This is a genomic window from Streptomyces sp. NPDC014864, from assembly GCF_043081525.1.
Taxonomy (GTDB): Bacteria; Actinomycetota; Actinomycetes; order Streptomycetales; family Streptomycetaceae; genus Streptomyces.
In genome coordinates, this window is sequence record NZ_JBIBWT010000009.1 from 223516 (window position 1) to 242945 (window position 19430).

The following is a 19430-nucleotide window of genomic DNA, read 5'->3' on the forward strand; positions in this document are numbered from 1 at the left end:
GCCGGGCCCGGGCCGTCACGAGCGAATTCCGCCACGTGGGACGGACTCGGTCACGCCTGTCGGTTTTCCATAAGTTGCTCCGTCCCATGCCCCGGCGAAGCATGGGGAGGTGAGCTATCTGCGCCTGCCGCACCTCAGCGGCGACCTGCTGTGCTTCGTGTCCGAGGACGACCTCTGGCTCGCGCCGCTCGACGGAACCGAGCGCGCCTGGCGGCTCACCGTGGACCGCACCAAGGCCGGCCACCCCCGCTTCTCCCCCGACGGCAACGCCGTCGCCTACACGAGCTGGCGCAGCCTGGTGCCCGAGATCCACCTGGTCCCCGTCGAGGGCGGGCCGGCCCGGCAGCTGACGTACTGGGGCAGCTCGGACACGCGGGTGTGCGGCTGGAGCGCGCCCGACGAGAAGGGGCACAGCCACATCCTCGCCGTCACCTCCCACGGCGAGCCCTTCTCCTACTTCACCTGGGCCTACAAGGTGCCCACCGACGGCGGCCCCGGCGACCAGCTCCCGTGGGGCCCGGTCTCCGACATCCAGGTGGCCGACATCGCCGGCGAGCGGAAGACGCTGCTGCTCACCGGCACCCCGCCGCACGAACCGGCCTCCTGGAAGCGCTACCGGGGTGGCGCCATGGGCCGCCTCTGGCTGCACGGGCGGCGGCTGCTCGCCGACATCGGCGGCCATCTGCACTCCCCCATGGCGGTCGGCGGGCGGATCGCCTTCCTCTCCGACCACGAGGGCGTCGGCAACCTCTACTCGTGCGCACCCGACGGCTCCGACCTGCGCCGCCACACCGACCACGACGCCTTCTACGCCCGCCACGCCTCCACCGACGGCACCCGGGTGGTGTACCAGTGCGCGGGCGACCTGTGGATCGTCGACGGCCTCGCCCCCGACTCGGTGCCGCGCCGGCTGGACGTACGGGTGGGCGGGCCGCGGGCGGGCCGCCGCCCCTACCAGGTGCCGGCCGCCCAGCACGTGGACGGCATCTCGGTCGACGACACCGGCCGGGCCAGCGCCGTCGTCGTCCGCGGCTCCCTGTACTGGCTCACCCACCGCGACGGCCCCGCGCGCACCCTCGTCGAGACCCCGGGCGTCCGCGTCCGGCTGCCGGAGATGCTCGGTGAGACCGGCCGGGTCGCCCATGTCACCGACGCCGAGGGCGAGGACGCCGTCGAGATCACCTTCCTGCCGCGCGCCACCGGCGACCGCGCGCCCCGCCGGCTCGCCTCGGGCGCCCTGGGCCGCGTCCTGGAGATGGTCTGCGACCCCGAGGGCGAACGACTGGCCGTCGCCTCCCACGACGGACGGCTGCTCCTGCTCGACGTGCGGGAGAGGGCGGAGGCGGAGGCCGGCGCGGAGGCGGGGGCGCAGGCCGGCGCGGAGGAGGGCGCGGACCCGGGTGCCGCCGGTGAACCGGGCGGTACGGTCACCGAGTTGATCCGGTCGGTCAACGGTCCGGTGCGCGACCTCGCGTTCTCCCCGGACGGGGCCTGGCTGACCTGGTCGCACCCGGGCATCGGCCGCACCCTCCGGCAGATCAAGATGGCCCGCATCAAGGACCACCTGACCGTCGACGTCACCGACGGCCGTTTCGAGGACGAGAACCCGGTCTTCACCCGGGACGGCCGCTATCTCGCCTTCCTCTCCTGGCGCGGCTTCGACCCGGTCTACGACGTGCACACCGGGGACCTGTCCTTCCCGCTCGGCTGCAAGCCCTATCTCGTCCCCCTGTCCTCGGCGACCCCCTCCCCCTTCGCGCTGAACCCCGAGGGCCGCCCGGCGGCCGGCGGGCTCGACCCGGCCGAGGAGGAGGAGACCGGCGAACCCGGCGCGGTCCCCGTGGAGGTCGAGGGCCTGGCGAACCGGGTCACCCCGTTCCCGGTCATCGCCTCCAAGTACTCGGCGCTGCACCCGGTCGCGGGCGGCGGCCTGGTCTGGCTGCGCTGGCCGATCTCCGGCGCGCTGGGCGAGACGTTCGCGAACCCGGACGACACCACCGGCCGGCCGACGCTGGAGTACTTCAACCTCACCAAGGCGAAGAAGTACGAACTCGTCGACCACCTGGACTGGTTCGCTGTCAGCGGCAACGGCACCCGGCTGGTCGTGGTCGACGAGGGCGAGCTGCGCGCGGTGCCGTCCACCGAGATCGGCGACAGCGACTCCACGACCTGGATCGACGTACGCCGGATCCTGCACGTCGTCGACCCGGCCGCCGAGTGGCGTCAGTCGTACGAGGAGGCGGGCCGGCTGATCCGCGCCTACTTCTGGGATCCGGGCATGTGCGGCATCGACTGGGACGGGGTGCTCGCCCAGTACCGCCCACTGGTCGAACGGGTCGCCTCACCGGACGAGTTCGCCGATCTGCTGCGTGAGGTGCTGGGCGAACTGTGCACCTCACACGCGTACGTCACGGCCTCCCGCCGCAACGAGGGACCGCCGCACTACCAGCGCCACCAGGGACTGCTGGGCGCCAACCTGGTGCGCCGGGACGGGGGCTGGACGGTCAGGCGCATCCTGCCCGGCGACTCCTCCGACTCCAAGGCCCGTTCACCGCTGGCGGGCACCGGCATCCGCGAAGGGGCGGTCCTCACCCACGTGGACGGCCGCCCGGTGGACCCGGTCTCGGGCCCGTACCCGCTGCTCGCGGGCTCCGGCGGTACGACGGTGGAGCTGACCTTCTCGCCCGCCGGGGGCGGCGGGCCGCCACGCCGGGTCGCCGTCGTCCCCCTCGTCGACGAGCGGCCGCTGCGCTACCAGGACTGGGTGGCCAAACGCCGCGAGGTCGTGCGCGAGGTGAGCGGCGGCCGGTGCGGCTATCTGCACATCCCCGACATGGGCGGCTCGGGCTGGGCGCAGTTCAACCGGGACCTGCGCAAGGAGGTGTCGCTGCCGGCGCTGATCGTCGACGTGCGCGGCAACGCGGGCGGCCACATCAGCGAACTGGTCGTCGAGAAGCTGAACCGTACGATCCTGGGCTGGGACCTGACCCGGGACGCCGAGCCGGTGTCGTACCCCTCGAACGCACCCCGGGGCCCCCTCGTGGCCCTCGCCGACGAGGCGACCTCCTCCGACGGCGACATGATCACCGCGGCCTTCAAACTGCTGAAGCTCGGACCGGTCGTCGGCCAGCGCACCTGGGGCGGCGTGGTCGGCATGACCGGCCGGCACCGCCTGGGCGACGGCACGGTGATCACGGTGCCGATGAACGCGGCCTGGTTCGACGCCTACGGCTGGTCCGTGGAGAACCACGGCGTCGCCCCCGACCTGGAGGTCCTGCGCACCCCCCTGGACTGGGCCGAGGGCCGCCACGCCCAACTCGACGACGCCGTCGAACTGGCCCTGGGCCTCCTCACCACCCACCCCCCGGCCACTCCCCCGCCCCACCACAACATCCCCACCCTCTCCCGCCCCACCCTCCCGCCACGCCCCACCCCAGAGGAGCGGTAAGAGGCCCTGTCCTGCCGAGCGCCAGTACACCGGCCCCCCACGCCCCCCGGAGGGGCAACGCCCACCGTGGGGCACCCCAACCCCCGGAGGGGCAACTCCGAACGCGAACGTGGGGCACCCCAACCGGCAAGGGGCACCCCACGCTTCACGGCCGAAGCCGAACGCAGCGACTAGGCGTCGTAGTCCTGGTCGAAGCGGTCCTCCATCTCGTCCCGCGGGTGCTCGCCACCCTGGCGGCCACGCTCACGGGGCTCGGAGGAGCGCTCACGCTGCTGGCCCGCGTGCTGCCCCGCGTGCTGCCCCGCCTTCTCGCGGGCCTCGCCGGCCTTCTGCTTGCCCTGCTGGTGCCGCTGCTCGGCCTGGTCCTGGTACTTGTCCTTCATGCCCATGCGGTTTCACTCCCAAAGTGGGTGAGGGGATCGGGCTCGACCAGATTCACATGGGCGGTGACCCTGCGCATGTCGATCAGTCACGTTGTGTGATGCGCTGCCGTTCGTCGGCCGCACCACCCGCGCCGACCAGCCCCGTTCGCATCCCTGCCAGCCGGTCGGCGAACCGCCGCATCTCCCGCTGCCCCACCGTCCCGATCAGCCCCGGCAGATACCCGCGCACCCCCTGCATCCCGCGCAGCCACCACTGCCCGTACACATGGCTCGACCGGCGCTCGATCCCCGCCACGATCCGGTCCACCGCCGGACCCAGCGGATAGGTCTTGTTGGACGGCCACGGCAGCCGCTGCCGCAACTCCCGCATGACGTCGTCCTGATCGGCTCCGCGCACCATGTCCGTGTCGGTCCACGACAGGTAGGCGACGCCCACCCGCACGCCCCGGTAGCCGACTTCGGCCCGCAGGCTGTGCGCGTACGCCTCCACGCCCGACTTGGACGCGCAGTACGCCGTCATCATCGGCGCCGGGGTGATCGCCGCGAGGGAGGCGATCTGGAGCAGATAGCCCCGGCTCTCCGTCAGCACCGGCAGGAACGCCCGGCCGGTCACCGCCGACCCGATCAGGTTCACCTCGATCACCCGCCGCCAGGACTCCGGGTCGGAGTCGACGAACGGACCGCCGGTCGCCACACCGGCGTTGGCGACCACGATGTCGACCTTCCCGAACCGCTCCTTGACCTCCGCGGCGACCCGGCTCATCGCCTCGTGGTCGGTGACGTCGGCGTACCAGTGGCCGCTCTCGCCGTGCAGCCGGGCCGACACCTGCTTCAGCTCGTCCGGTTCGAGGCCGACCAGGGCGACCTTCGCGCCGCGCGCGGACAGCTTGCGCGCGAGCAACTCGCCGACGCCCCGCGCCGCGCCGGTGACGACCGCGACCTGCCCCTCCAGGCTGACCCTGCTCATGCGCCCTCCCTGATCCCTGCCTCGTCGGTGTTCTTCGCCGTGTCCGGTACCGCGTGCGCGGTGACCAGTTCCCGGATGCGGCCGGTGACCGCCTCAGGAGCCTCCACCGGCGTCATGTGGCCAAGTCCGGGCAGCTCCGTCAGGCCGACGCACAGCGGCAGCGCCGCCGCCAGCGCCCGCGCGTGCACCGGCGGGGTCAGCCGGTCGGCCGTACCCACCAGCACCGCCGTCGGAACCCGCAACTCCCTCACTCCGTGGTCGAGATCGAGGGCGGCGAGCACCTGCGACCATGCGTGCCGCACCCGCCGCGGGCAGGCGTGCACGATCCGCGCGCAGGCCTCGACCATGTGCGGCGCCGAACCGGAGCCCATCGTGGCGTACTTGAGGATCCGCCGGGCGAGCGGTGTGACCGGTCCGAGCGGCGCCCGGGAGCCGAGCACGTTCCGGGTCAGCCAGGTCCGCAGCCGCCCGGCCCGGATCGGTACGACGGTCGACTCGGCGACCAGCCGCGAACTGCCCGTGCTGCACAGCAGGACCGCCGCAGCGTGCTCCTGGAACCGGGGCCGCCCGGCCGCGGCCAGCACGGTCATGCCGCCCATCGAGTGCCCGGCGACGACGGCCTTCTCGCCGGGCGCGAGGGTCGCCGCGAGCACCGCTTCGAGGTCGTCGGCGAGCGCGTCCGTGCTGCACGCCGGGCTCGCGGGGCTGCGGCCGTGGCCGCGCTGGTCGTAGACGACGACCCGGTGGTCGGCGGCCAGGTCCCGGATCTGCGCGGCCCAGAAGGCCGTGGAGCAGGTCCAGCCGTGGGCGAGGACGACCACCGGGGCGGCCAGGTCGTCGGCGGGCCCGTGCACCTCGACGTGCAGCCGGGCGCCGTCGGCGGAGACGGCCGTCAGCTCGCGGGTGGGGGCGGGCGGGGCGTACGGGTCGGAGACCACGTGCGTCGGACGGCTCACGCGTCCACCTCCGCGGGCGCCGAGGTCCCGGCGGTGTCCCGCGCGGTGCCCACCGGGGCGGCCGCCTCGCCGGCCTCCCGCACGGGCGCCCGCAGCACCTCGTACTCCGCGAGGTCCACCCGCCGGGTGGCGCGCCGGAACTCCGCCGTCGTGCCCGGCCAGATGGTGGTGTTGCGGCCGCTGGCGTCCAGGTACCAGCTGGTGCAGCCGCCGGTGTTCCACACCGTGCGCTTCATGCGCTCCTGCACCATGTGGTTCCACGCCCCCACCGCGTCCGGGCGGGCGTCGAGGGCGGCGCGGCCGCCGAGGACGTTCAGCTGGCGCAGGTAGTCGGCCATGTAGTTCAGCTGGGACTCGATCATGAGGATCATCGACGAGTTCCCGAGGCCTGTGTTGGGCCCGATGATGGTCATCCAGTTCGGGAACCCGGCCGCGCTCGCGCCGCGCAGCGCCTCCATCCCGCCCTTCCAGGTCTCCGCCAGCGTCCGGCCGTCCGCGCCGACCACACGGTCGGCGATCGGCATGTCGGTGACGTGGAAGCCGGTGCCGAAGACGATCGTGTCGACCTCGGCCTCGCTGCCGTCGGCGGCGACCAGGGTCGAACCGCGGACCTCGGCGAGCCCGCCGGTGACGACGTCCACATTGGGCTGCGCGAGCGCCGGGTAGTACGTGTTGGACAGCAGGATCCGCTTGCAGCCGATGCGGTAGTCGGGGGTGAGCTTGGCGCGCAGCGCCGGGTCCTTGACGGCGCGGGCCATGTTGCCCTTGGCGAGCCTCTCGACGAAGCCGAGCTCGTTGGGGTGCTTGGTGAACGCCTGGACCTGCAACTCCCGGATGCCCCACAGCACTCCGCGGCGCAGCTGCGTGGTGAACGGCAGCGCGCGGTGCAGCCGGCGCTCCAGGCCGCTGATGGCGCGGTCGGCGCGCGGCATCACCCAGGGCGCGGTGCGCTGGAAGAGGGTGAGATGGGCGACCTCGGGCTGGATGGACGGCACGATCTGGATGGCGGAGGCGCCGGTGCCGACCATGGCGACCCGCTTGCCGCGCAGGTCGTAGTCGTGGTCCCAGCGGGCGGAGTGGAAGACCTTGCCGGGGAAGGAGTCCAGGCCGGGGATGGCCGGGACCTTGGGGTCGGACAGCGGCCCGGTCGCGGAGACCACGACGTCGGCCGACAGGTTCCCGCTCGCCGTCTCGATGTCCCAGCGCAGCTTCTCGGCGTCCCAGGTCATCCGCGCGACCTCGGAGCCGAAGCGGATGTGCGGGCGCAGGCGGAAGACGTCGGCGACGTGCTCCAGGTAGGCGCGGATGTGATCCTGCCCGGAGAAGGCGCGCGGCCAGTCGGGGTTGGGAGCGAAGGAGAACGAGTACAGGTGGGACGGCACGTCGCAGGCGCACCCCGGATAGCTGTTGTCGCGCCAGGTGCCGCCGACGCTGTCCGAACGTTCCAGGACGACGAAGTCGGTGATCCCCTCGCGGCGCAGCCGCACGGCCGCGCCGAGTCCGCCGAACCCGGACCCGATCACCGCCACCCGCACATGCTCGTGTTCGGCCATTGCGCGCCCCTCCATGCCTCGCGTAGTCCTGCGGCGAAATCCGCCGACCGGTCCGGATGTCCCGGCCCAGCCGACTCCGCCAGTGAACACTGGCGCAATGGGGAGAGTAGAGGAGGCGCGTACCGAGCGGTAGGGGTCGGGACGACGAAAGTTACCGGCGGTACAACATAGGCTTCTGACGTGGCAGCAGACGGTGGACGACGCGAGTACCGCATGGAGGAGCTGGCCAGACTGGCCGGCATCACGGTGCGCACCCTGCGCTTCTACCGCGAGCGCAAACTCATCCCGCCGCCCCGTCGCGAGGGCCGTATCGCCTGGTACGACGACCACCACCTGGCCCGCCTGCGCACGATCTCGGCCCTGCTGGAACGCGGCCACACCCTAAACGGCATCGCCGAACTCGCCGAGGCCTTCGACCACGGCCGCGACGTCGGCGACCTGCTCGGCCTCGGCGCCCCCACCGAGGAGACCCCGGTCCGTCTCACCCCCGAGGAACTCGCCGACCACTTCGCCGGCCAGGTCACCGCGGAGAACCTCGCCGCCGCCATGCGGCTCGGCTACCTCGGCACCGACGGCGACGAGATCGTCCACATCAGCCGCCGCCTGCTCGACGTCTCCGCCGCCCTGGTCCGCGAGGGCATCCCGCTCGCCGAGGTCCTGGCCGCCGGACAACGCGTCCGCGAGCACGCCGACGCCCTCGCCGAACTCTTCACCGACCTCGTCACCCGCCACGCCCCCGAGGAGGAACTCCACCGCCTGCGCCCCCTCGCCAAGAGCGTGGTCGAGGCGGAACTCTCCATGGCCCTGGACCGCCGCCTGCGCAAGCGGGCGTGAGGACGGGCGGGCCCGGGCGTCAGAGGTCGTAGACGACCGTCACCGGCGCGTGGTCCGACCACCGCTCGGCGTGCGTCGCGGCCCGCTCCACGAACGCCTTGACCGCCCTGGCGGCGAGCCGCGGCGTGGACACGTGGTAGTCGATCCTCCAACCTGAATCGTTGTCGAAAGCCCGGCCCCGGTAGGACCACCAGGTGTACGGCCCTTCGATGTCCGGGTGGAGGGTGCGGACGACGTCGACGTAGCCGCCGGCGGTGGGTTCGAGGACGGTGCTCAGCCACTCCCGTTCCTCGGGGAGGAAGCCGGAGTTCTTGGTGTTGCCGCGCCAGTTCTTGAGGTCGGCCTGGCGGTGGGCGATGTTCCAGTCGCCGCAGACGAGGACCTCCCGGCCGTCGGCGGCGGCGCGTTCGCGCAGTTCCTTGAGGTGGGCGAGGAACTCGCCCATGAAGCGCATCTTCTCGTCCTGGCGCTCGGTGCCGACCTCGCCGGAGGGCAGGTACAGGCTGGCCACCGTGACGCCGGGCAGGTCGGCCTCGACGTACCGTCCGGCGCCGTCGAACTCGGCCGACCCGAATCCCACCCGGACCCGGTCGGGCTCCCGGCGGGTGTAGAGGCTGACGCCCGCGCGGCCCTTGGCGGCGGCCGGGGCGTGGACGACGTGCCAGTCCTCGGGGGCGCGTACGTGCTCCGGGAGCTGGTGCGGCTCGGCGCGCACCTCCTGCAGGCAGAGCACGTCGGCGGAGGTGTCCGCGAGCCATTCCACGAAGCCCTTCTTCGCGGCGGCCCGCAGTCCATTTACATTGGCGGTCGTCACAGTGAGCACCCGGGCACCTTACCGGCACACTGGACGAGGTCTCGTTCGAGACGGATACCCGTCCGCCACTGCATTGATATACGGTTCCCCACATGATTTTCCGCCCCGTGTCCTTCGACCACCCCGACGCCGTCAAGCTGAACGACGAGGTCCAGGCCGAGTACCACCTGCGCTACGGCGACGGCGGCGACGCCACGCACCTGGACCCGGCGGACTTCCGGCCGCCGCGCGGCGTGTACCTGATCGCGTACGACGCCTACGAAACCCCGGTCGCGACGGGCGGCTGGCGCAGCCAGGACAGCAACCCCGAGGGCAACGAGGACGGCGACGCCGAGCTCAAGCGGATGTTCGTCGTCGAGCAGATGCGCGGCCGCGGCCTGGCCCGGCGGATGCTCGCCACGCTGGAGGACGACGCCCGCGCGGCCGGCCGGGTCCGCATGGTCCTGGAGACCGGCGACCAGCAGCCGGAGGCCATCGCCCTGTACACCTCCAGCGGCTACGAACCGTGCGCCAAGTTCGGCTACTACCGGGAGTACGAGTCGAGCATGTGCTTCGCCAAGCTGCTGTAGCCGGGGGCGGCGACCGCCAACCCGCCCGGAGTCCCCGCCAGTTGCCCGCGCGGGGCTTCGGCGCGGGAGAGGGATCACGGCGGGGGGCGCCCCGATCACCGGGGCCTACAACGTGTCAGAGCCCCGGTCGGAATTCACCGACCGGGGCTCTGAGCTGCGTGGACCTGAGGGGATTTGAACCCCTGGCCCCCTCGATGCGAACGAGGTGCGCTACCGGACTGCGCCACAGGCCCTTGCAACGAGTGAAACTCTAGCATCCCCGTCCGGGTGGTCGGAAATCCATTGCCCGGCTGGTCAGGGGCGGGGCTCCGGAGGCGGTGTTTCCGCCGGAGTCCCGCCGCCCCGCGGTCTACTCGTTGACCGCCCGCGGGCGATCCCCGTCCTCGTACTGGTCGAAGAGCGGCGTCCGGCCGCGCTCGCGGGAGCGGCGGGCGGAGGCGGCGCGGCGGGCGTCGCTGCGCTCGTCGGGGGCCGGCCGGTCCTCGTCGTGGGCCGACGGCCGCTGCGGCGCTGCGTCGGGGACGGCGGGGGCCGCCTCCTGCTCCGGCACGGCGGAGCTGGACCGGGCCGAGCTCCAGGCGTCGGGCGCCCCGAGGTCGACGTCGGAGGTGGCGCGGGGGGCGACCGGCGCGGTCACGTACGTCGGCAGCGGCACCGGTACGGGGTCCCAGCTGTCGCCGTGGCCGGGACGCCGCTGGCGCTCGCGCTGCTGGTCGAGCCACTCGGCGTGGTCGGTCTGCTCGACGAGGGCGCGGCGGTCGGCGGCGAGCGCGGCGAGCTCCTGGTCGGTCTCCGGCTCGGGTCCGGCCTCCGGCTCGTCCGCGGCCGCCTCCACGGCCGCCCGCCGGCGCGGCTGGCGCTCGCGGAGCCGCTGCGCGGCGGCCTCCGCGCGGCGGCGGTCCATCTGGAAGGCGAAGCGGCGCCGCTCCTGCGCCCGCAGGTACACGATGTACCCGCTGAGCATGACGGCGGGCACCGCGGGCGCCCACAGGAGCGCCAGGCCGCCGACCGCCGCCACGATCGCGCCCAGGGTGAAGGCGAGAAAGAGGATGACGGTGGTGCGCCGGCGGCGCGCGAGGACCTTCGAGCGCCGGGCGCGCGCTGCGGCCGCCTCCGCGCCGGGGGCCCGCCGGGCGGCGGGCACACGCGGCCGTGCGGGCACCTCGCCGGCCGTGACGGCCGGCCCGGTGGAGTGGGCCGCCGCGGAGGCGGACCGGGCCGCGGGTCTGCCCGGGCGCCCGGGATGTGCCGCCCCCGGACGCCCGCGGTCCGGTGTCTGCTCGCGCTCCGGTGCCGGCACCGGAGCGGGCTCCTGTGCCCGGGTCGGGGACACGGCGAAGGCCCGGACGTCCACCGAGTCGGTGACGGCGTCCGGTCCCATGGCGTCACGCTCCCCCTCGTCGGTGGAGCGCGCCCGCAGGTCCCTGGCGTACCGGCGCTCCATGCCCGCCCGTCCGGACAGCAGCCGGATGGCTGTGCTGAAGCGTTCCGTCGGACGGGCCTCGTTCAGCTCGTCCTGCCTACGGAGCCACATCGGCACCAAGTAGGCGGCCCAGGCCCCGACAATGACTGCGTAGATGAGGCCGCTGCTGCTCACGCCTCACACGGTAGAGGGGTTTGCGTGAGGCCATCTGCCAATTGCGCCGGTGTGTCGCACGATCTGGCTGATATTTCGAACTTTTTTTGTGACCGATGCGATCAGTCGGCCGTCAACCCTGCAAATTCAATGTCCCCGAGACGGTCGCGAGCAGATCCAGGACGAGGCAATTTCGAACACTTATTCAATTTCCGGGCCACGCGGGATTCCCTGGGGTGTTCTGTTCGCCGGAGGTCGTGTTCCGGGCCCGCTGGGCGCGGGTGCGGCGCCACCGGTTCAGCAGCCCGTCGGGCACCTCCTCCGCGGTGAGCGCGTAGACCAGATGGTCGCGCCAGGCGCCGTCGATGTGGAGATAACGCGGCCGCAGCCCCTCCTCGCGGAATCCGAGTTTCTCCACCACCCGGCGGCTCGGCCCGTTCTCCGGGCGAATGCAGACCTCGACGCGGTGCAGGCCGACGGTGCGGAAGCAGTGGTCCACGGCGAGCGCCACGGCCGTCGGCATCACTCCGCGGCCGGCCACCGCCTCGTCCACCCAGTAGCCGACGTGGCCCGAGCACATCGAGCCCCAGGTGATGCCGGCGACCGTCAACTGCCCGACCAGCCGCCCCTGGTACTCGATGACGAACGGCAGCATCCGGCCCGCGTGCGCCTCGGACCTGAGGTGGCGGACCATCTGGCGGTAGGTCGGCCGGTGCGTTATCGGGCCGCTGGGCGTGGGCGGCGGGATGGTCGCCTCCCAGGGTCTGAGCCAGTCCCGGTTGCGCCGGTTGACCTCGCGCCAGACCCGTTGGTCGCGCAGCTTTATCGGGCGGAGGACGACATCGCCCTCCGCGAGCACCACGGGCCAGGACGGGCTGTTCAGCTCGCACCCCCGGGGCGTCTGGACCGGTCGTCGCCGGACGGAGCCGGCTCCCCGCCCGGCCCGGGGTGGTCGCCGCCGCGCAGCTGGTCGACGGCGTGCGTCAACAGGGGCTCCAGGACGGCCAGTCCGTCCTTCACCCCGCCGGTGGAGCCCGGCAGGTTGACGATCAGCGTCCGTCCGGCCACTCCGGCCAGGCCCCGGGAGAGCGCCGCGGTCGCCACCTTCCGCCGTCCGTACGCCCGGACGGCCTCCGCGATGCCCGGCACCTCGTGGTCGATCACCCGGCGGGTCGCCTCGGGGGTGCGGTCGGTGGGCGAGATGCCGGTGCCGCCGGTGGTGACCACGACGTCGTACCCCGCCTCGGCGGCGGCGCGCAGCGCGGCCTCGACCGGGTCGCCGTCCGGGACGACCCGCGGGCCGTCCACGGCGAACCCGAAGCCCTTCAGGCCGTCCACGATGAGCGGACCGCCCCTGTCCTCGTACACCCCGGCGGCGGCCCGGTTGGAGGCGGTCACGACGAGTGCCCGGTACGGCACGTCCGGCGCGCCGCTCATGCCCGGCTCCAGTCGCCCGACTTGCCGCCCGTCTTCTCCTCCACCCGCACGTCCGTGATGACCGCTCCCTTGTCGACCGCCTTGACCATGTCGATCACGGTGAGCGCGGCGACCGAGACCGCGGTGAGCGCCTCCATCTCCACGCCCGTGCGGTCCGTCGTCCGCACGGTGGCCGTGATCTCCACGGCGTCGTCCGCGACCGACAGGTCCAGTCTCACACCCGACACCGACAGCGGGTGGCACAGCGGGATCAGGTCCGGGGTGCGCTTGGCCCCCATGATCCCGGCGATCCGCGCGGTGGCGAGGGCGTCGCCCTTGGGGACCCCTTCGCCGCGCAGCAGCTCGACCACGCGGGGCGAGACGAGGACGCGGCCGGCGGCGCGGGCGGTGCGCGCGGTCACCTCCTTGCCGGACACGTCGACCATGCGGGCGGCGCCCGCGTCGTCGAGGTGCGTCAGTCGGTCCTGCGCAGGGGATCCGGGGGTCTCCCCCCGGGAAGGCACGGTCATGATCGTGTGGCGCTCCCGGTCCGGGCCCGCCGCGGTGCGGTGCGCGGGCCTGTTGTGCGCGACACGGTACCGCCCGGGCGGAGCGGGCAGCGGACCAGGACCCCCGGGCCCGCCGCACACCCGCGCGCGTGGGAGCCCGCCGCGCACCCCCGGGCGTGATGGGGTCGGCCGCGCACCCCCGCGCATGACGGGTTCAGCCGAGCAGGACGACCTCGACCTCGGTGCCGGGCTCGACGGACTCGACGTCCTCGGGGACGACGATCAGCGCGTCGGCCTGGGCGAGGGCCGCGACCAGATGGGACCCGGCGCCGCCGACGGGGGTCACCTCGCCGTCGGCGTACGTCCCGCGCAGGAACTGCCGGCGCCCCTTGGGCGAGCCGAGCGCCTTGCCGGCGGCCAGGGTCGCCCGGGTCCGGGGCCGGTGGACGTCCTCCAGGCCCATCAGGACGCGGATCGCGGGCCGGACGAACAGCTCGAAGGAGACGTACGAGGAGACGGGGTTGCCGGGCAGCGCCAGCAGCGGGACGTGGTCGGGGCCGACGGTGCCGAACCCCTGGGGCTTGCCGGGCTGCATGGCCAGCTTGCGGAAGTCGACGCCGCCGCCGGACTCGTCCTCGTCGCCGACGTGCGCCAGCGCCTCCTTGACGACGTCGTACGCTCCGACACTCACGCCGCCGGTGGTGACCATCAGGTCGGCGCGGACCAACTGGTCCTCGATGGTGGACCGCAGGGTGTCGGCGTCGTCGGCGACGGCGCCCACCCGGTAGGCGATGGCGCCGGCGTCCCGGGCGGCCGCGGTCAGCGCGAAGCTGTTGGAGTCGTAGATCTGGCCCTCGCCCAGGCGCTCGCCGGGCTGGACGAGTTCGCTGCCGGTGGAGAGCACGACCACGCGCGGGCGCGGGCGCACCCGGACCGTGCCGCGGCCGATCGCGGCGAGCAGCCCGAGCTGCGGCGGCCCGAGGACGGTGCCGGCCTCCAGGGCGAGGTCGCCCGCCTTCACGTCGCTGCCCTGGGGGCGCACATGCGCGCGTGCCTCGGCCGACCGGTACACGCGCACGTGCCCGCGCGCTCCCTCGGGGGCCAGGCTGCGGGCGCGCATCCCCCGCACCGGGCCCTCGCCGAGGCCGCCGTCGGTCCACTCCACGGGGACCACCGTCTCGGCGCCGGGCGGCAGCGGCGCGCCGGTCATGATGCGGGCGGCCTGACCCGGTCCCACCCGGGTGAGGCCGGCCGCGCCCGCGGCGACGTCCCCGATCACCTCCAGCACCGCCGGGAACTCCTCGCTCGCGCCCGCGACGTCCGTGACCCGTACCGCGTAGCCGTCCATGGAGCTGTTGTCGAACGGCGGCAGGGAGACCGGCACCGTCACGTCCTCGACCAGGACGCAGCCCAGGGCGTCGAGCAGGTTCAGCTCGATGGGGTCGAGGGGGCGGACGGTCGTGAGGACGTCCTCCAGGTGCTCGTCCACCGACCACAGGCGGTCCGGGTCGGCGGCGGGGGTCGCGGCGCTGCTCAACGTCGTTACATCTCCTCGGCTACGTAGCGCTGAAGCCAGGCCTTGAAGTCGGGGCCCAGGTCTTCACGTTCGCACGCGAGTCTGACAATGGCACGCAGGTAGTCGCCACGGTCTCCGGTGTCATAACGGCGGCCCTTGAAGACGACGCCGTGCACCGGGCCGCCGATCTTCTCGTCCTGGGCGAGCTGCTGCAGCGCGTCGGTGAGCTGGATCTCGCCGCCGCGGCCGGGTTCCGTGGTCCGGAGTATGTCGAAGATGTGCGGGTCGAGCACATACCGGCCGATGATCGCGTAGTTGGAGGGGGCGTCCGCCGCGTCCGGCTTCTCGACCAGGCCGGTCACCTGGACGACGTCGCCGTCCGTGGTGCTCTCCACGGCCGCGCAGCCGTAGAGGTGGATCTGCTCGGGCGCGACCTCCATGAGCGCGACCACGCTGCCGCCGTAGGTCTCCTGGACGTCGATCATCCGCTGGAGCAGCGGGTCGCGCGGGTCGATGAGGTCGTCGCCGAGGAGCACGGCGAAGGGCTCGTGGCCGACGTGCGGGGCCGCGCAGAGCACGGCGTGACCCAGGCCCCTGGGGTCGCCCTGGCGGACGTAGTGGATCATCGCCAGGTCGCTGGACTCCTGCACCTTGGCGAGCCGCCTCTCGTCGCCCTTCTTCTCCAGGGCCGACTCCAGCTCGTAGTTGCGGTCGAAATGGTCCTCCAGGGGGCGCTTGTTGCGGCCCGTGACCATGAGGACGTCGTTGAGACCCGCGGTGACGGCCTCCTCGACCACATACTGGATCGCCGGCTTGTCGACCACCGGCAGCATCTCCTTGGGAGTGGCCTTGGTGGCCGGCAGGAACCGGGTACCGAGACCTGCTGCGGGAATGACAGCCTTGCTGATCCTGGGGTGCGACTGAGTCATGTCCGCAACCTTATCCGGTGCCTTTGCAGGGAATCTGCGGCTCCGGTCATTCGGCTCTTGTACGAGCACATTGGGAAGGGTACGGGAACGACGTTGCGTCACACCGGACACAAAGGCGAGCCTGACAAGCAAATGTTGCGCCGGGAATTCCTCGCGGTGAGGAACAGGTTGACCGCGGATGACGTGCGGGAGTCGGCGGCCGGGCTCGCCGGGCGCGCGCTGGAGCTGCCCGAGCTGGCGGGGGCGCGCACGGTGGCCGCGTATGTCTCCGTGGGCGCCGAGCCGGGCACCCTCGCGCTGCTGAACGCGCTGCGCGCGCGGGGGGCGCGCGTCCTGCTGCCGGCCCTGCTGCCCGACAACGACCTGGATTGGGGCGTGTACGGCGGGGAGGGCTCCCTCACGCGTGTGCAACACGGCGGGAGGATGGCGCTGTTCGAGCCCGCGGGCGAGCGGCTCGGCCCGGACGCGGTGACGGAGGCGGACGTCGTCCTGCTGCCCGGGCTCGCCGTCGACGCGCGCGGGACGCGGCTGGGCCGCGGCGGCGGATCCTACGACCGGGTCCTGGCCCGTCTGGAGCGCGCGGGCGTCCACCCGGCGCTGGTGGTGCTCTTGTACGACTCCGAGGTCGTCGGGCACGTCCCCGGGGAGGGACACGACCGGCCGGTGCAGGCGGTCGTGACGCCCTCCGGCGTGCGGCGTTTCAGAGCTTGATCAGTGCATTATCAGGGCTTTATCAGAGCGCCGGTCAAACCCTGCTCGGGGCTTTGTCGGTCGCACCCGGACTCGGCTCCTGTTCAGCTTTCCGATAACCGGAAGCGTGGATCACCGGCACGGTCGCCGGCCGCGTGATTGCCCGACCCGGTCAGGGAGATGACCGCGCCGGTGCCGGACGTGCCGAGCGCGAGGGGCCCGCCCCCGAGGTGGGTGCGGGCCCCTTTTCTCACCGGCCGCTCAGGGCTTGAGCGTGAGCTTGTCGCTCGTGCTCCGGTCGACCGCGTCCGGCGAGTAGGACCACGGCAGCAGGTCGCCCTTGGCCCACTTGCCGGTCTGGTCGGTGTAGTGGGCGCTGAAGGCGTGCCCGGAGGCGCCGGTGAGATTGATCCACCGGGACTTGTCCAGGTCGGCGAGGTTGACGACCATCCGCATCGACGGCACCCAGATGACGCCGTAGCCGCCGGCCGCGTTCCAGCCCGCCGCGTTGACCGCGGCCTCGCCGCCGCTGAGCTTCCAGGGGCCGCGGTTGAGGGCGTACTGCAGGAAGCCGGGTCCGTCGGTGCCCAGGGTCTGGTTCTTCAGGAACAGGCGGTGCAGCCGGCCCCAGCTCCAGGTGTCGATGTCCTTGCCGAGCTTGGCGGTCAGCTCCCAGCGGGCGTCGATCATGGCGCGCCGGAACAGCTCGTCCCGGTTGTCGGCCTTGGGGCGGGTGCCCGCCGCAGGCGCCTTCCACCAGTCGCTGTTCTCGTCGTCCGTGAGGGTGCGCACCACCTCGAACCAGCGGTCGCCGCCGTCGGGCTGCGCCTGGTCGGAGTCGCGCTCACCGCACTCGCGGACCTTCTGCGCCTCGTCGGCCGGGCCGGTGGTGTCGGACGGCTCCACCCACAGGCACTGGCCCTTGACCCGCAGCTCCTTGGGCAGCTTGTTGCCGAAGGCGAGCTTGAGCACGTTGCGCCAGACGGCGTTGAAGTAGGCGGCCGCCGCCGAGTCGGCGTTCTGGGTGTAGTCCCAGCCCTCCAGGAGCTTCTGCGCCTGGCGGACGTCCTTGTCGCCGATGTCGATCTTCAGCAGCTTGGGCACGAGCAGCTTGGCGATCTCGCTGCTGTTGTCCAGCTGCATCTGCCGCATGTCCTCGGTGGAGATCTTGCCGCCGCCGTCGATCTTCGACTGGATCAGGTCGCTGATCCGCTGGCTGCGGGCGCCGTAGCCCCAGTCCGTGGTGAGCGCGTACGGGTAGGTCTTCGGGTCGACGACGGCCTGGTTGGCGGTGACGATGTAGCCGCGCTTGGGGTCGTACTCGTAGGGCAGCTCGTCCTGCTTGAGGTAGCCGGTCCAGTCGTACTTCGAGTCCCAGCCCGGCGCCGGGATCGAGCCGTCGTCGGTCTTGGCGCGGACCGGGATGCGGCCGGGCAGCGTGTAGCCGATGTGGTTCCGGGTGTCGGCGTAGATCAGGTTCTGCGAGGGCACGTCGAACAGAGCCGCCGCCGACCGGAACTCGCCGAAGTCCTTCGCCTTGTCGAGGGCGAAGACGGCGTCCATGGTGGTGCCCGGCTCCAGCGCGGTCCACTTCAGCGCGATGGCGTAGCCGTCGCCGCGGTCGGGCGCCGCGGTGTCGACGGCGGCCTTCCGGCCGACGGTGACGAGCTCGTCGTCCCGGTCGGAGAGCAGCGGCCCGTTGCCGGTCTCCCGGACGGTGATCGTCTTGGCGGCGCCGCCGGCCACCTTGATCGTCTCCTGGCGGGTGGTGAAGGGCACCACCTTGTCGTCGCGCAGGTAGCCGTCGCCGCCGAGCTTCTCCAGGTACAGGTCGGTGACGTCGACGCCGGAGTTGGTCATGCCCCAGGCGATGTCCTGGTTGTGGCCGATCACCACGCCCGGCATCCCCGCGAAGGTGTAGCCGGTGACGTCGTAGGGGCAGGCGCTGGAGACCGTGCGGCAGTGCAGGCCCATCTGGTACCAGACCGACGGCAGGGCGGGACCCAGGTGCGGGTCGTTGGCCAGCAGCGGCTTGCCGGTGATGGTGTACTTCCCGGACACCACCCAGGAGTTGGAGCCGATGCCGTCGCCGTTGACGCCGACGGCCGAGGGCAGGTCCTGCATGGCGTCGTGCAGGCCCATCAGCTGGCTCTGCACGCCCGAACCGGAGGACGCCGGGATGCCGCCCGCGCCGGCCGACCGGCTCGTGCCGGCCGTCCCGGAGGTGCCGCCGGTGCCCGCGGTGCCGGAGGAGCGGCCGGTGCCCGTCGAGCTGCCGGCCGAGCCGGTCGTGCCCGTCGGGGTGCCGGCGCCGCCGCTCGCCCGGAACGTCCTGCCGAGCGTGTCGTACTGGCCCTCCGTGACTATCGCCTTGTTGCGGGCGTAGGGGTAGTCCGGGTAGAGGTCCTTGATCTGCTTGGGGCCGAGGCGGCTGGTCATCAGGGCGCGGTCGACCTCGTCCTGCATGTTGCCGCGCAGGTCCCAGGCCATCGCCTTCAGCCAGGACACGGAGTCGACCGGGGTCCACCGTCCGGGCCGGTAGTCGTTGGTGAAGCCCAGGGCCGCGTACTCCAGGGAGATGTCCGAGGCGTCCTTGCCCTTGAGGTAGGCGTTGACTCCCTCTGCGTACGCCTGGAGGTATTTCTTGGTGGAGGCCGACAGTTTCGTGTCGTACTCCCGCTGGGCGACCCGGTTCCAGCCCAGGGTGCGCAGGAAGGCGTCGTTCTTGACCTGGCCCTTGCCGAACATCTCCGACAGGCGCCCGGAGGTCATGTGCCGGCGCACGTCCATCTCGTAGAACCGGTCCTGGGCCTGGACGAAGCCCTGGGCCATGAACAGGTCCTCGGCCGAGGAGGCGTAGATCTGCGGGATGCCGTAGCCGTCGCGCTTGACGTCGACCGGGCCCGACAGGCCCTGCAGCGTGACGGTGCCCTTGGTCTGCGGGAAGGAGGAGCGGACCGTGCTGATGGACCAGTAGGCCCCGTAGACGACGCCTCCGATGAGGGCCAGCACCAGGACGAGCACGATCAGTCGGGCTTTTCGCCCCTTCTTCCTGCCGGACTTGCCGGGCTTGTCACCCGTTGAGGCGGTGGTGTTGGGGGGCATCGCTGTCCTTGCTGTCCTAACGCGAGCGGCAGGCGGTACTGGAGTGCTGGAGCAACCATAGGCGCAGGGCCCGATACCTCTTGACGCGGAGTCGGGTCCAGGCGCGGGCGAACGTTCGATCTTGCCCCGCGAAGCGTCAAGAAAGCGTCAAGAGTTAGGTAAGGT

16 protein-coding genes and 1 tRNA gene are annotated in these 19430 nt (G+C 72.5%); 4 read left to right on the forward strand and 13 right to left on the reverse strand.

All coding sequences use genetic code 11. From position 1 onward, the window contains the following. Positions 1–109 precede the first annotated feature (109 nt). Positions 110–3448 carry a S41 family peptidase gene (locus ACF1A5_RS18985; RefSeq protein ID WP_392194004.1) on the forward strand — a complete coding sequence of 1113 codons (3339 nt, stop codon included), beginning with the start codon at positions 110–112 and terminating at the stop codon, positions 3446–3448. A 170-nt stretch (positions 3449–3618) separates the two neighbouring features. Here the strand turns inward: ACF1A5_RS18985 and ACF1A5_RS18990 are convergent, their stop codons facing one another. The 4 genes from ACF1A5_RS18990 to ACF1A5_RS19005 all read right to left on the reverse strand — a co-directional run bounded on the left by ACF1A5_RS18990 (position 3619) and on the right by ACF1A5_RS19005 (position 7307). After that, positions 3619–3837 (reverse strand): hypothetical protein, encoded by a 219-nt coding sequence (locus ACF1A5_RS18990; protein ID WP_392194005.1) that lies wholly within the window; start codon positions 3835–3837, stop codon positions 3619–3621. Positions 3838–3913: 76 nt separating this feature from the next. Continuing rightward, a complete protein-coding gene (locus ACF1A5_RS18995; RefSeq protein WP_392194006.1) occupies positions 3914–4798 on the reverse strand; it encodes an SDR family oxidoreductase in 885 nt (294 codons plus the stop codon). Continuing rightward, positions 4795–5754 (reverse strand): alpha/beta fold hydrolase, encoded by a 960-nt coding sequence (locus tag ACF1A5_RS19000; protein ID WP_392194007.1) that lies wholly within the window; start codon positions 5752–5754, stop codon positions 4795–4797. Before ACF1A5_RS19000 ends, ACF1A5_RS18995 begins: the two co-directional genes overlap by 4 nt. After that, positions 5751–7307 carry a flavin-containing monooxygenase gene (locus ACF1A5_RS19005; protein WP_392194008.1) on the reverse strand — a complete coding sequence of 519 codons (1557 nt, stop codon included), beginning with the start codon at positions 7305–7307 and terminating at the stop codon, positions 5751–5753. Before ACF1A5_RS19005 ends, ACF1A5_RS19000 begins: the two co-directional genes overlap by 4 nt. 213 nt (positions 7308–7520) lie before the next feature. Here ACF1A5_RS19005 and ACF1A5_RS19010 point away from each other — a divergent pair, with 213 nt between their 5' ends. Further along, entirely contained in the window at positions 7521–8141 is a 621-nt protein-coding gene (locus ACF1A5_RS19010; protein ID WP_392194065.1) for a MerR family transcriptional regulator, read from the forward strand. Between the two features lie 19 nt (positions 8142–8160). Here the strand turns inward: ACF1A5_RS19010 and ACF1A5_RS19015 are convergent, their stop codons facing one another. Beyond that, on the reverse strand, positions 8161–8964 hold the full coding sequence (locus ACF1A5_RS19015) for an exodeoxyribonuclease III (RefSeq protein WP_392194009.1): 804 nt from the start codon (positions 8962–8964) through the stop codon (positions 8161–8163). Between the two features lie 83 nt (positions 8965–9047). Between ACF1A5_RS19015 and ACF1A5_RS19020 the strand changes: the two genes are divergently transcribed. After that, entirely contained in the window at positions 9048–9524 is a 477-nt protein-coding gene (locus tag ACF1A5_RS19020; protein WP_392194010.1) for a GNAT family N-acetyltransferase, read from the forward strand. 159 nt (positions 9525–9683) lie between these two features. Here ACF1A5_RS19020 and ACF1A5_RS19025 read toward each other — a convergent pair. From ACF1A5_RS19025 to galU, 7 genes are all read right to left on the reverse strand, one after another. Further along, positions 9684–9757 (reverse strand) — tRNA-Ala (locus ACF1A5_RS19025). A 116-nt stretch (positions 9758–9873) separates the two neighbouring features. Next, on the reverse strand, positions 9874–11121 hold the full coding sequence (gene glpR, locus ACF1A5_RS19030) for a gephyrin-like molybdotransferase receptor GlpR (protein ID WP_392194011.1): 1248 nt from the start codon (positions 11119–11121) through the stop codon (positions 9874–9876). 184 nt (positions 11122–11305) lie between these two features. After that, complete coding sequence (locus ACF1A5_RS19035) at positions 11306–11962, reverse strand: GNAT family N-acetyltransferase (protein WP_392194012.1); 657 nt, start codon at positions 11960–11962, stop codon at positions 11306–11308. Positions 11963–11979: 17 nt separating this feature from the next. Then, entirely contained in the window at positions 11980–12537 is a 558-nt protein-coding gene (locus tag ACF1A5_RS19040; RefSeq protein ID WP_392194013.1) for a molybdenum cofactor biosynthesis protein B, read from the reverse strand. Continuing rightward, positions 12534–13046, reverse strand: coding sequence for a cyclic pyranopterin monophosphate synthase MoaC (gene moaC, locus ACF1A5_RS19045; protein WP_392194014.1), 513 nt, complete (start codon positions 13044–13046; stop codon positions 12534–12536). Before moaC ends, ACF1A5_RS19040 begins: the two co-directional genes overlap by 4 nt. A gap of 193 nt (positions 13047–13239) precedes the next feature. Beyond that, complete coding sequence (gene glp / locus ACF1A5_RS19050; RefSeq protein WP_392194015.1) at positions 13240–14562, reverse strand: gephyrin-like molybdotransferase Glp; 1323 nt, start codon at positions 14560–14562, stop codon at positions 13240–13242. Between the two features lie 5 nt (positions 14563–14567). After that, on the reverse strand, positions 14568–15470 hold the full coding sequence (gene galU / locus ACF1A5_RS19055) for a UTP--glucose-1-phosphate uridylyltransferase GalU (protein WP_392194016.1): 903 nt from the start codon (positions 15468–15470) through the stop codon (positions 14568–14570). 132 nt (positions 15471–15602) lie between these two features. Between galU and ACF1A5_RS19060 the strand changes: the two genes are divergently transcribed. Beyond that, positions 15603–16181, forward strand: a complete 579-nt coding sequence (locus tag ACF1A5_RS19060) for a 5-formyltetrahydrofolate cyclo-ligase (protein ID WP_392194017.1) — start codon at positions 15603–15605, stop codon at positions 16179–16181. 240 nt (positions 16182–16421) lie between these two features. Here the strand turns inward: ACF1A5_RS19060 and ACF1A5_RS19065 are convergent, their stop codons facing one another. Continuing rightward, positions 16422–19265: a penicillin acylase family protein gene (locus tag ACF1A5_RS19065; protein WP_392194018.1), complete on the reverse strand. Its 2844-nt coding sequence runs from the start codon at positions 19263–19265 to the stop codon at positions 16422–16424. Between the last annotated feature and the right edge of the window lie 165 nt (positions 19266–19430).